The organism is Pseudomonas sp. SAR267 (genome assembly GCF_052077595.1).
GTDB lineage: Bacteria > Pseudomonadota > Gammaproteobacteria > Pseudomonadales > Pseudomonadaceae > Aquipseudomonas > Aquipseudomonas vlassakiae.
In genome coordinates, this window is record NZ_JBQIHU010000001.1 from 2157502 (window position 1) to 2170487 (window position 12986).

The window sequence follows — 12986 nt, forward strand, 5'->3', positions numbered from 1 at the left end:
GTGAACGCTATGAAAGCCACTTCATTGAATCGCAGCACCAGCAAAACCCGTCCGGCTCTGCGCCTGGTCAGCACCAAGGCGCTGCCACGCGAGGACTGGCTGCAGATCCGCAAGCAGGGCATCGGCAGTTCGGATGCCGCTGCTGCGGTAGGACTCAATCCGTACAAATCGCAGCTGGAGCTGTGGATGGAGAAGACCGGCCGCGATGTCGGCCTCCCCAAGGCTGATCCTCAGGATGAGGAAAGCCCGATGTATTGGGGCAACGTGCTAGAGCCGATCGTGGCCTGGCATTACAGCAAGCGCACGAAGAACAAGGTACGGCGCATCAACGCCGTACTGCAGCATCCGGACCCGGAGCTGTCGTGGATGCTGGCCAACATCGACCGAGAGGTGATCGGGGCCGACGATGTGCAGATCCTCGAATGCAAAACAGCCGGCATAAACGGGGCACGCCTCTGGAAAGAGGGCGTTCCCGAGTATGTGCAGCTGCAGGTGATGCACCAGCTCGCCGTCACCGGCAAGAAGGCGGCGGATGTGGCGGTGCTGCTGGGTGGTCAGACGCTGGAGATCCACCGCATCGAGCGGGATGAGCAGATGATCGCCCGTCTGATCGAGCTGGAGCGCCAGTTCTGGCACTACGTGGAAACCGACACGCCACCACCAGCTGATGGCACCGCTTCCGCTGAGTTGGCGCTGCGCTGCCTCTACCCGGAGGATAACGGCCAGGTCGTCGACTTCAGCGGACATGCCGGACTGGCCGCAGCCTTCATTGAACTGAAGGCCGTTCGCCAGTCGATTGCCGACCAGGAAAAGCGTGAGGCCGAGCTCAAACAGATGCTGCAGCAAGCCATGGGCGATGCCAGTCGGGCGGAGTTTGCCAATGGCTACGTCAGTTGGCGCAAAGCCAAGGACAGCATCGGACTCGATGTCGCTCAACTGCTCAAGGACAAGCCCTACCTGCAGGCCAAGTACCCGCTGCTGAAACCGGGTGCACGGCGCTTCCTGGTGGGCTGAAACCCAACTAACTCCATCTCCCCCCTTGGTCAGCCCATGCAGTTAGCGCTGCGTGGCTGGCCTTTTTTCATTTCCAGGAGAATCACCATGCTCAAAGGTCTGGCTATCACCCCGCCGGTGCTCGGGCGGATTTCCATCGGCAAGGTCATCGAGAAGAACGGCAAGCGACTGCCGGAGAAGGATGACCAGTTCACCATCACCTCCCAGGTGCAGGGTAAGGACGGCTGGCTGCTGCACCCGCTCAATGACGAGCTGCGCCAGGGCAAGGACGACAAGCTGCGCAGCATTCCGGTACGGCTTCTGTTCAACGAACCGGAGCTGAATTTCCGAGCTGACTACACGCTGTTCGACCGACAGTCCGGACGCCCAATCTGCGTGGGCAATGGTGAAACCTGCAAGCGGGTCACTCAGGACGGCATGCAGTCGTTGCCTTGTCCGTCACCTGATGCTTGTCCCCTGGCAAAAGGCGGTTCCTGCAAGCCCTACGGCCGACTGAACGTGGTCATTGGCGATGAGGATCCACTAGGCAGCTTCGTCTTCCGCACCACCGGCTTCAACAGCATCCGCACCTTGGCGGCTCGCTTGCACTACTTCCAGGCCATTTCGGGCAACCGCCTGGCCTGCCTGCCACTGGAACTGCGTCTACGTGGCAAGTCGACACGCCAGAGCCATGGCACGCCGATCTTCTACGCCGATCTGACGGTACGCGGCGGCATGGACATGGCTGAAGCACTGGTGACCGCCAATGAACTCGATTCACGGCGTCAGGCAGCCGGCTTCAATCAGGCAGCGTTGGATGAGGCAGCACGACGTGGCTTTTGCAACGGAGCCTTCGAAGACAGCGAGGAGGATGCCAGCGCCATCGTGGAAGAGTTCTACACCGAGGGTGAAGCACCGGCTGCAGCAACGACCTCTCCACCCAATCCCACCAAACCCAGCCTGGCTGAAAAGCTTGAGGCACAAGCTGCGCGTCAAAACTCGCCAACTGATCAAGACCAAGGAGGCCGTCATGCGCCTGCACAAGCTGAAAGCCAGTGACACGACCGGCACCTATCTGGTCGAGTCACCGGTTACGGAAAACGACATCATGCTGATGGCACGGCAGTTGGCGAATCTGCGGCTGCGCCGGGGGCGAGCACTGACCTCACCAAAGGAAGTGTTCAGCCACCTGCAGGCATTGTTGGCCGGATACGAGCATGAGGTGTTCGCCCTGCTCATGCTCGATAGCCAACACCGAGTGATTGCGTTTGAGGAAGTGTTTCGCGGCACCCTGGACGCAGCCAGTGTCTACCCCAGGGAGATCGTGAAGATCGCACTGGAGCACAACGCCGCCGCAATGATCCTGGTGCACAACCACCCCTCAGGTGATCCCGAGCCCAGCCAGGCCGACCGTATCTTGACCAGCAAGCTGAAGGACGCACTGAGCCTGGTCGGGGTCAGAACGCTCGACCACATCGTGGTAGGGCATGAAGGTTGTACATCACTGGCTGAGCAGGGCTGTCTGTAAGGAGACACGATGAAGCTACTACGAGTGCGATCCATGAACCCCACCTATCACATGATGGGGCAGCAGGTTACCGTGGCATCTCTGGCGAGCAGTTCCACGGCAGAAGAGCTTCGTAGTCGGCCACCGAGGATGCATACGGCAGGCGCTCAAGTACGTGGCGCAGCCACGTATAGGGCTCCTGGCCGTTGACCTTGGCGGTCTCAACCAAGCTGTAGATCTTTGCGCTGGCACTGGCGCCGTTCACGGTGTCGCTGAACAGCCAAGCCTTGCGCCCGATGACAAATGGCTTGATCGCACGCTCCGCAAGGTTGTTGTCGATCGGCAAATGGCCGGCCTCGACATAGCGTTCCAACCGACTCCAGTTGTTGGCCAGATAGTGCACGGCCTTGCCCAGCACACTTTGCGGTGTGACCTGGGAGTACGTCTTGTCCAGCCAGCTTTTCAATTGGCCGAGGATCGGTAGGCTTCTTTCTTGGCGACCGATGAACCGCTGTTCGTCGCTGACTTCCTTGAGGTCGCGCTCGATGCCGTACAGCTTGTTGATCATCGCCAGCGCTACATCGGCGCGGCCCGTCTTACCCTTGGGCTGCACTTTCTGCGCATCGACGAACTTGCGTCGAGCATGAACCATGCACGCCAGCCGCTCGATATCGGGCTGCAACGCCAACGCGTTGTAACCGGCGTAATCATCGGTCATCACATAGCCGCGATACCCTTCCAGCAGGCGTAACGGTACTTCCTGCGCACGGCTGGTGGTGTAGTCAAATAGCACAACTTGTCGATCAGGCGGGCCGCTGGCCTGCACCCACATCCAAGATTGGCTGGTCGGGTCGCGGTCTGGCTCTTTCAAGACCTGTACGCGCGTTTCGTCGCAGTGAATCACCGGACTTTCCAGCAGCCGGTCACGCATCAGGTTTAACAGTGGCTGGAAGTGTTCGCTGCACTGGATCACCCAACGCGCCAGAGTTTGTCGTGGAATGTGGATGCCGTGTCGGGACAGTACGCTTTCAAAACGGTGCAGCGGCAAGCCATCGACGTACTTGGTCGTCAGCAGCATGGCCAGCACGCTGGGGCTGGCCATGCTCTTTTCGATCAATTGGGCTGGCTTGTCAGCGGTAACCGGCGCGGTTTCGCAGCCCCGGCACCCGTAAATCTTGCGCACGTGTTTGAGTACGCGGATCTGCATCGGCACGATGTCGAGCTGCTCGCTGGTTTCCTCGCCAATGACATGCTTGCGGCAACCACAGGCGCAGGTCAGTTCGTGCTCGGGCAGGTCGTGGATGACTTCGACCCGAGGCAGATCGGCCGACAGTGGTTTGCGTTTGCCGCGACGTTTGGCAGGCGCAACGACTTCTTCGTCGGCATCGTCAACCACCGCCAGTAGCGGGTCGCTTTCGGGTTCGTTGAACATCGCCAGTTGCGGCGTGTTGGGATCGACAGTTTGCTCGGACTTACGGCCAAAGAAACGGTCACGCCATAACTTGATCTGCTCTTTCAGGTCGTCGATGTGTGTCGTATAAGCCTCCTTGACCTCCTGCTCGCGCACACGGGCAGCCGATTGCTCACACGCACGAGCAGCGTAACTCTCAAGCAGCATTTGCTTAAGCAGAACAGGGTCATCCGGGAGGTTGTCGGGCACTGAAATCATGGCCCGGATTATACCGGGTCAGGCGACGAAACGGGGCGTCAGAACCTGATGCGGACGGTTGCGCCAGAGGTCTAAGCCGTCGAGTAACCAGTTAAGTTCCTGGACGGTCAGGACGATGGCTTCGTCGGTGGCGTCGGGGGAAGTTTTGAAACGTTCGGCTTCGAGGCGCTTGAGCCAAAGGCAGAAGCCGTTGCGCTCCCAGTACAACACCTTGATGCGGTTACGGGCTTTATTGAGGAAGACGAAAAGTACGGGGTCGAACACGGCGACTTTGATGTCCAGCTCGACCAGGGCGGTGAGGCCGTCGATGGATTTTCGAAAATCCACAGGCTTGGGATAGAGGTACACCTTTTCGACTTTGCTGTCGGGACGCATCATGGCGGACTGGCTCCAGAAAGAAATCGGGAGCGCAGCATCGGGCTTCAGGTAGTCGCTTGGAATGTGGGCTTCATGGAGCGGATACGCTACTACTACGCACCTTCGCAGCTGTATTTGTCTTTGCCGGCATCCTAGCTGGCTGTCTGGCAATGTTGCTGCTGGTGATTGTGATGGTGCGCTTTCCACCACTGCTGATAGCGGTGGTACTGGCGTGCTGGATTCTCTGTCGACTGCAGGCAGCGCCATCAAGCAAGTGACTGACGTCAGCAGTAACGGATGTCCCGCTCCGCTGAGGGTGGGACATCCTTTATTTTTTGTGTCTCGCTGATAAGGCCCGAAGCGCGCTTGCTAATCAGCCAAATCCCAGAGGGACTCAGCTATCCGCGTCCCTGATCTTAAACTCAGGGTTCACCTGGACAACTACATCCGACGGCGCACTGACAAGCGCAACGTCATCCACGCAGTCATCGGCGTCACCGGTACTGAAGAATACGTGCCAAGTGAATTTCCCTTGGGCTGTAGTCGCAGCGAACGTAGCTCGACGCACTTCGTCAGCACCTTTTGACACAGGCGCTGACACCTGAGTCGTATCCTCAACGACCTGCTGAATCTCTCCGGGGCTGATCGTGCTGGTCTTCCCAGCATGCTCAATCTCAGCCCCACGGTAGCACTCGATATAAAATCCCATGTAAAGCACTCCTTCAGTTGAAGAAGTGACTCTACCAAATCTTCCCCAAGGACCGGTCAATTAGCAGCCGATGCGAGTGAGGCTCCCGGCGTTGCATCCAGCATGCTTGCAGGGAACAAATGTTCACGGGACAAATGTTCGTCTCAACCAGCACTTCGCAACGATGCCGACTTTGGATCGTAAATGACTCCAGCGATCGAGCCGTCGCGAATACGCTCCACAGCCTCGTTGATAACGTGCAGCGGTACCAGAAACCACTCCCTGGGTTTGACCGGATTACCGAAGCGATCAGGGATCGTCAGCTCAATCTGGGCAGGGCTGAACAGGCGGTGGAACACGTTTTCCATTCGCGTGCGATTGATGTTGTGCAGCTTGTAGGTGGCGACCACCTCAACATCCGCCAGCAGGTAGGTGGCGTCCTTGTCAGCCCCGGCGATACGTGTTTCAACCTTGCCGCCAGTGACGCCGATCTTGTGGATCAGCTCGCGATGCTCGGCCACGAAGGGATGCGTTGAGTGGCTGCGCAGGACGTAAATGGTGCCACTCTCGATGTCGTCGGGCTCCAGTGTTTCGCCAAACAACGGGCCGGCATCCGCATCGGTAATACGACGGCCGGCATCGTCCTTGTAGAGCGCACGCTGCAAGGATCTTCGCAGTAGATTGCTCTCGGTGCCGTTGGAGTAAATCACCCTCAGCCGGGCATCGCTTTCACCATTCGGAGCTTTGAAGGTCTCGCCAACATCAGCGACATATACCGTCTGCCCACCGAGAATGAAGAACTGGCCCTCCTCGATGCTCGCATCACGGATGAAAGTGCGGGTAACTCGAACGCCCGACTGCAGCTCGCGCTGCACTTGCTCAAACAGCGGCTGGAACCGCTCAAAGTCCTCGCAACGCTCGCGCTGCGCAATCTCCTCGGCCTCACGCTTTTCGGCATTGCTGCGAACGTGACGGAGGTTCTGAATATCCGAACCCTCGTCGTCGCCGGCCAGTTCCGCCAACAGTTCGTCGTCCGTCATGGTGTAGTCGCCTTGTGGCTCCCGCACCTCAAACGCATTCAGTAGGCCCTGATGATCGAGAGGCATGAGCAGGGTGCGACATTCTTCCTGATCGCGCAGGCGATCAAGGCGCACGGCATACAGGCGCTCGAAGATGTCTTTATCATCGCCGTGGCGCGGTGCATGGCCGTGCTCCTCAACAAAGCGCTGAATGTCTTCGAAGCCGGCAATGATGCGCTCCTCGCGAGGAGTGCGGCCGGTCTTCTTGTCTGAAGTGGCGAAATCGGAAAGCTCCGCTTCCAGCTCATCCAGATCAAATTCGTTAGCCATAACGACCCTCTTTCTTGAAACGCATAAAGGCCGCAGCGCCTTCCGCCATGCTCCGCTCCCATGGGTCTTGAGCAGTCAGGGAAGGCACCCGGCCATGATCCTTCTTGAATTTTACCGCCCGCACGGCGAGGTCTTTGGCCTCTTCAGGCGTCAGGCGAGTGCGTTTGGCACCAATCACTGCCGCAACCTGCTTGAGACTTTCCTCACTCATGGTCTTTGCGAGGATGGCGTAGGCCTCGCTGAACGGGTTGATCCGGTCGATCAGGTCGATATCCAGCTCACGCACATCCATCGCGAACTTGCGCACGCCATCAATCAGGGCAGTGCTCGGAGCGCTGTTTGCCCCAGTGACGGTGCCTTGCAGGTCATCACCCAGCACCAGTTGCTTGGCTTGCTGAGTCAAGTTCAGTGCCGCAATGGCGTGCTGGCGAACGGCCTCCTGATCCTCGGCATCTAGTTCGGGGTACTTGTCGCGGATGATCTTACCCATGCGCAGCTGGGTCAGCTCTTCGGGAACCAGTTCCTCATCGAACAGACCGCGCTCAATGTTGGTCTTGTCCTGAACGAAGCTGGCAATCACCTCGTTCAGGTCTTCCTGACAGATACGGCTGGCCTCAGGGCTCTTGGGTTCGGCCAGACCTTTGATCTCGATCTGCAGCTGCCCGGTTTCATGGTTGAAACCCACGTTGCACTTGTCGGGCTGATAGCCCGCATCGCCATAGTCAAAGCCTTCCTGCGGCCCAGAGGTAGGAGTCTTCGGCTTGAACTCAAAACGCGGGGCCAAAACCTGCTCCATCAGTAGGCTGGCAGCAATTGCCTTGAGCGTATCGTTCACCGCCTCGGTCACCACCTTCTCGCTGGCATCTGGCTCGGCGATGAGGTTGGTGAAGCGTGCCCGTGCTTTGCCAGGGGCATCGCGTGTCGCACGCCCAATGATCTGCACGATCTCGGTCAGGCTGGAACGGTAACCGACCGTAAGGGCATGCTCGCACCAAATCCAGTCGAAGCCCTCTTTGGCCATGCCCAGGGCAATGATGATGTCCACATGATCGCGGTTGTTCTTCTGGGCCGGGTCTTTCAAGGCGGCCGAAACCTTATCGCGCTTGGCCGGGTCGTCATCCACCAGGTCAGCAATACGCAGTACACGCCCATCGGCGGTCTTCACCAGCTGGAAGCCCGTAACCGGGTCGGTGCCCTGCCACTCGCCTAGCTCTTCAATGATGTGCTCCACCTCGCGAATCTTGTCCTTGGTGCTCTCGCGGGAGTTCACGTTGGGGATGTGGAGGATGGTCTTTTCGTTCGGATCGAGGACCTTGAGGATGTCGTCGGAGTAAGCCCCTGAGTAGAAGTAGTAACCAATATCCAGCTTCTTCAGGTGCTCGTAACCGTTGAGCTGCTCGTAGTAGGTGTAGGTCACGGTATCGAAGCGGGCTTCGTCAGCGGGTGAAAGCACAGCCTCGGCATCTCCACGGAAGTAGGAGCCGGTCATCGCCACGATGTGCACCTTGTCACGGGCGATCAGCTGGCCCAGGTACGTGCCCAGCCTGTTTTCGGGGTTAGCGGAAACGTGGTGGAACTCGTCCACGGCGATCAAGCGATCATCGAACGCCGCCACCCCGAATTTTTCCACCGCAAAACGGAAGGTGGCATGGGTACAAACCAGCACCTGGTCGCTGCTTTCCAGGAACGTTCCCACTGCATTGACCTTACCGCCATCGTCGGTGCCGGGGGCATCGCACAGGTTCCAACGCGGCTCCACATGCCAGTCGGCCCAGAAACCGTGTCGGCTAAGCGGCTCATCGTGAAAGCTCGAACCAATGGATTTTTCCGGCACCACAATGATGGCCTGCTTGATGCCCTGGTGCGCCAGCTTGTCCAGAGCGATGAACATCAAGGCCCGACTTTTACCTGAAGCAGGCGGTGACTTGATCAGCAGGTACTGCTCACCACGTCGCTCGAAGACGCGCTCCTGCATCGGGCGCATGCCAAGCTCGTTGGCCTTGGTGGAGCGTCCGTTCTGGGCATAGGAGACGGAAACGGAAGGAACGGTTTGGGTCATGGCTATGCATCCATTCAGGGCTTCTTGCCCGTGTCTTTAAGGGTGTGTTCGAGCTGCTCGATTTCCTTGAGGTCATCCGCATCGGCCTGGATTCGCTCAGCCTCGCGGCGCTTCTGATCGAATGCTTCGTAACGCTCATGGGCAAGCTGCTCCATCCTATCGCGGCTGACGGAGCCAGCGCCCTGCAGGATGGGCTGGTCGTTAAAGGCCAGCATCTTGTCTACGTTGCTACGCCAGAAGTCCAGGGTCAGCGCCTTCTGCTGTTTGACGCGCAGCTCAGCCTGCTCCAGGAATATCACCACCAAGCGGTTGAGTGTGTCGATCTCGTCAGCCGTCAGATAGTTCTTGGCGACGATCACGTCCTGCTTACGCACCCGTGAGCCGCTCCAGGTGTTCAGAGCCATATTGGGCTGGTTGGGATCGGCACGCTTGACCACTAGTTCGGCAGCTGTATGGCCGGTGGTGGCGTAAAGCAGCTTATTCTGTACCTCGGCGAAGAACAGCGCGGTTTCCTGCTCACGAATGCGGTAATCAGAGCTCAGGGCAAACAGCTCGCGTACCTTTTGGTAGAAGCGCTTCTCCGAGGCACGAATCTCGCGGATGCGCGCCAGTAACTCGTCGAAGTGATCCCAGCCACCGGGGTTCTTCAGGCGCTGGTCATCCAGCACGAAGCCCTTGAGCAGAAACTCCTTGAGGTGGCTGCTGGCCCACTGGCGGAACTGCACGCCTCGCGGCGAACGCACCCGGTAGCCGATGGCCAGGATCAGGTCGAGGTTGTAATGAGTCAGCTTGCGCTTGACCTGGCGCTGGCCCTCGACTTGAACTGTCAAGGATTCCTTGACAGTTGCCTCGGTGCTCAGCTCGCCGTCCTCGAAAATGTTCTTGGCATGCAGGGACACGTTCTGCTTGGTGGTCTGGAACAGCTCGGCAATTTCCAACTGGCTCAGCCACACGCTTTGGCCCTCGACGCGCAGATGCAGCCGCGTCTGGCCATCCTCCGAGCTGTACAGAATCAAATCAGTCATCGCTTCGCCTTCCCTGGTTTCTGCTTGGCCGTCATCTCGGTGTAAAGCTCGAACAGCTTCTCCAGGCGCTCGGTGTCGTTTTTGAAACGGCGCCCGATATAGATGCGCTCCAGCACTTCGTCATTGCGCTCATGGGCGGCACGCAGGTTGGCCGGCATTTTTTCCGGTGCGTATAGCTCTGCAATTGCGGCAGGGAAGTGGGCTTCACGGGCCAACAGGATATCCTCGGCGCAGCGGGTAAGGTCAGCCTTGTTTTTTTCGGTCAGGGCCGGGACTGGGAAGGTGTTCCAGCCCAATGTATTGGAATAGCGGAAATCAGTTTTCATCTTGCCGCAGACATTCGCTATCCAGACCAAGTGCAGGCGTGAGGCGATCAGGGCCAAATTCCACAGTGGTGCGTCGTAAAGTGCTAGGGCTTGGTCTTGAACGATGGATTTCGCTCCCAATAACCCAACAGGCAAATAGGGACGTGTTTCCGAGCTGACACGTGGCATGACAAGCAAGTGGTTAACTGCCGTGACCTGATCTCGGAATCGGTAAGGAGTTTCTGCCAGCTTCTGCGCTGCCTTGTCCTGCTTTGCAGCTTTTCGGGAGAGCTCCACCTCGGCAGCCTTCGCAGCAATGGAGGCAAACTGCATAGCTTTTTCTGCGTCTTGCTCCTCAATCCACAGGCAAGCACGCGGTGCTGCGTTGATGAACTCCTGTGCTCCATATAAGGGGCGAACATAACGAGCAATCTCGGGCATTTCGACAGTCAGTTCGCGCGCTTCGCTCATTGGAAAAATCAACGCCCCACCATAATAAGGATGGTTACCGAACTGCATGGTGGCTAATCCCGACAGGGGCATCGATTGGGCGTGAACCTCGATATTGGGTGCGGCAACTAAGTAGGCATTAATATTGTCGGTCTCGCGCAGCACGGTCTCGCCATCATCATTGATAGAGAACAGATGTCGAGGGATGCTTGGATTACGGGAAACACCTACGATAACAACAGTGACACCAGCGTTGTGGCTAGCGAGGTTGGCCCACCTGAATGAAGTGTGAGCAAAAATAATTTGGCAGCCCGACTTAAAAATCGCAGGCCAGAGAATAGGTACCTGTTGGCCCTGACAAATTGAGTTGGTGGATACAAAGGCCGCTGCGCCTGTGGTGTGCGCGCAGTAGTCCGCAGCTTTCATAAACCAGCCGCTTACATAGTCTAAAGATTTCCAGCTTTTTACACGCCCCTCAAAAATCGCCCCTAACTCGGCTTTCTGCTCGCCCGAAAGCCATTTGGAGCCCAAGTAGGGCGGATTGCCACAGATATAGGTCTCACCCCCTTCGTTTTCGAAGTCGATCGTTACTTGATCTAGCGGGAGTTGAAAAAGATCATTAGTTCTGAGGCTCACTCCTGTGCCAGTAGGGGGACAAACATCGAGCCAATCCAGAATCAGAGCATTACCACAAGTAATCCAGTTCTGATTGCTCAGCGGAAGAAACTCTAGCAGCGCCTCCTTTTGCCCTCGGTAAAGAACATCGCATTGATACTCCGCGATGATAAGGGCCAGGCGAGCGATTTCTGCAGAAAAATCCCGCAGTTCGATACCTCGGAAATTGGTCAGTGGGATATCGCTCTTGCGCCCAGGCTCACCACGACGCTCATTGAGCGTGTTTTCAATCTCACGCAGCTGCTTGTAGGCGATAACCAGGAAGTTGCCCGAGCCGCAGGCCGGGTCGAATACCCGAATACGTGCCAGGCGTTTGCGCAGGTTGAGCAAGATGCGCGGGTTATCACCAGCCTCATCCAGCTTGGCACGCAGCTCATCGAGAAACAGCGGGTTCAACACCTTGAGGATATTGGGCACGCTGGTGTAGTGCATGCCCAGAGCGCCGCGCTCTTCGTCGTCGGCCACGGCCTGAATCATGGAGCCGAAGATATCGGGGTTGATCTGCTTCCAGTCCAGCGCGCCGATATGCAGCAGATAGCTCCGTGCAATGCGAGAAAAACGCGGCACATCCGGCTCGCCGGAGAACAGCCCACCGTTGACATAGGGAAAAGCATCCGCCCAGCGCGGCAGATTTGCCGAAGCTCGCTGAGCAATCGGCGTGTTCATGGCGCGGAAGATCTCGCCCATCACCTCATGCAGATTGCTTGCATCGCGGTCGCTCATCTGCGCGAGGGTGTCGGTAAACAGGCCGGTGCCGTTGAAAATGTCGGTATCTTCAGCGAAGAAGCAGAAGATCAGCCGCGCCATGAAATGGTTCATCTCATGGCGGCGTTCGGCGGTGCCCCAGGTCGGGTTGTCCTTGAGCAGCTCCACATAAAGCCGGTTCAGTCGGCTGGTCGCGCGGATATCAAAGGAGTTCTCGCGAATCTGCTTGACCGTGGAGATACCCGCCAACGGCAGGAAAAAGCCAAAGTGGTCAGGAAACTGCGAGTAGCTGCAGGCGATGACTTCGCCGCTTTCCAGCTCTTCTGCCTCCAGCATCTGGCCATCGGTGGCGAGCACATACTTGGCCTTGGCGCGCGCCGTGGCAGGGCTGGCCTTGAGTGCCGCCAGGGTCTCGGTGACCTTGCCTGGCTCACACACAGCCAGGTGGATATTGCTGGTCTGTAGCACGCCGCCCAGATCGGACTTGTTGGTTGAGCCCGAACGCAGGCGCTTGAGAGTGGTTTCCTTATTACCGAAGGCCTGCAGGAAGGCATAAGGGAACTCGACCCGGTCAAACGGCTGGCTGGCCAGGTCGGTGATGGCTTGTTCGATTTCTACGGCGTTCATATAGGGCTGTTCCGATCACTGCTGCCAAGGCGGCAAAGGGGGCCTTTAGGCCCACCATCCATGCAAAGTGCATGGATGATAAAGGAACGAGCATTGGCATGTGAAAAAGATCCAAGCCGACCGACCGATACAATTGCCGCACCCGCCACCGGAGCAGCAGGAGCCCGGAAATGCGGCTTTTCACCCACATCGGCCAGTACTTGTAGTACCCGCGACGATAGGGATGATCAGCTCATCACCTCGCTACATTTGGTGGTCGTACCGGGCGATTTTCAGCATGTAACAGACGTAGTCCAGCTTCTCTTCGGTCGGCTCATCATCACGCAGCCAGCGCACCTTAATGTCTAGGTACTGCGCCCACTCAATGCCCTTCTTGAAGCCACGGCGGTCATCATTTTTTGCCGCAACCTCGACGTACTGATTAACCAGCTTGTATTGGTTTTTGCCTGCCCGGTACTTGGCATTTTCAAAGGCCGCCTGGAAGTGTGGCATGGCAGCCTCGAACTCCTCTCGACGATAGTGATAGACCCCGCGCTGTTGCCGCTGACCGAAAACTGACCCAGTAGAGGCTGTTCTG

The 12986-nt window shown here is 57.8% G+C and carries 11 protein-coding genes; 4 read left to right on the forward strand and 7 right to left on the reverse strand.

Going from position 1 to position 12986, the window contains the following annotated elements; genetic code table 11:
- Positions 1-9 precede the first annotated feature (9 nt).
- The 3 genes from ACTORR_RS10365 to radC all read left to right on the forward strand — a co-directional run bounded on the left by ACTORR_RS10365 (position 10) and on the right by radC (position 2521).
- Positions 10-1014, forward strand: a complete 1005-nt coding sequence (locus ACTORR_RS10365) for a YqaJ viral recombinase family nuclease (RefSeq protein WP_160468533.1) — start codon at positions 10-12, stop codon at positions 1012-1014.
- Between the two features lie 87 nt (positions 1015-1101).
- Complete coding sequence (locus ACTORR_RS10370) at positions 1102-2052, forward strand: recombination directionality factor (RefSeq protein ID WP_160468534.1); 951 nt, start codon at positions 1102-1104, stop codon at positions 2050-2052.
- Positions 2024-2521, forward strand: coding sequence for a RadC family protein (radC, locus tag ACTORR_RS10375; protein WP_160468535.1), 498 nt, complete (start codon positions 2024-2026; stop codon positions 2519-2521). Before ACTORR_RS10370 ends, radC begins: the two co-directional genes overlap by 29 nt.
- 67 nt (positions 2522-2588) lie before the next feature.
- Here radC and tnpC read toward each other — a convergent pair whose 3' ends face one another.
- Both tnpC and tnpB read right to left on the reverse strand, forming a co-directional pair.
- Complete coding sequence (tnpC, locus tag ACTORR_RS10380; RefSeq protein ID WP_060767565.1) at positions 2589-4169, reverse strand: IS66 family transposase; 1581 nt, start codon at positions 4167-4169, stop codon at positions 2589-2591.
- Between the two features lie 18 nt (positions 4170-4187).
- Entirely contained in the window at positions 4188-4547 is a 360-nt protein-coding gene (gene tnpB, locus ACTORR_RS10385; protein WP_060767566.1) for an IS66 family insertion sequence element accessory protein TnpB, read from the reverse strand.
- Between the two features lie 56 nt (positions 4548-4603).
- On the opposite strand from tnpB, the gene ACTORR_RS10390 reads away from it, so the two are divergent.
- Positions 4604-4804, forward strand: coding sequence for a hypothetical protein (locus ACTORR_RS10390; RefSeq protein ID WP_441343628.1), 201 nt, complete (start codon positions 4604-4606; stop codon positions 4802-4804).
- 574 nt (positions 4805-5378) lie between these two features.
- Here the strand turns inward: ACTORR_RS10390 and ACTORR_RS10395 are convergent.
- The 5 genes from ACTORR_RS10395 to ACTORR_RS10415 all read right to left on the reverse strand — a co-directional run bounded on the left by ACTORR_RS10395 (position 5379) and on the right by ACTORR_RS10415 (position 12901).
- Positions 5379-6563 carry a GIY-YIG nuclease family protein gene (locus ACTORR_RS10395; RefSeq protein WP_160468536.1) on the reverse strand — a complete coding sequence of 395 codons (1185 nt, stop codon included), beginning with the start codon at positions 6561-6563 and terminating at the stop codon, positions 5379-5381.
- Positions 6556-8622, reverse strand: coding sequence for a DEAD/DEAH box helicase (locus ACTORR_RS10400; protein WP_160468537.1), 2067 nt, complete (start codon positions 8620-8622; stop codon positions 6556-6558). Before ACTORR_RS10400 ends, ACTORR_RS10395 begins: the two co-directional genes overlap by 8 nt.
- A 14-nt stretch (positions 8623-8636) precedes the next feature.
- Positions 8637-9647: a virulence RhuM family protein gene (locus ACTORR_RS10405; protein WP_160468538.1), complete on the reverse strand. Its 1011-nt coding sequence runs from the start codon at positions 9645-9647 to the stop codon at positions 8637-8639.
- Positions 9644-12409, reverse strand: a complete 2766-nt coding sequence (locus tag ACTORR_RS10410; RefSeq protein WP_160468539.1) for a class I SAM-dependent DNA methyltransferase — start codon at positions 12407-12409, stop codon at positions 9644-9646. The genes ACTORR_RS10405 and ACTORR_RS10410 overlap by 4 nt, the downstream gene beginning before the upstream one ends.
- Before the next feature lie 243 nt (positions 12410-12652).
- On the reverse strand, positions 12653-12901 hold the full coding sequence (locus ACTORR_RS10415; RefSeq protein ID WP_237047049.1) for a hypothetical protein: 249 nt from the start codon (positions 12899-12901) through the stop codon (positions 12653-12655).
- Positions 12902-12986: the final 85 nt, after the last annotated feature.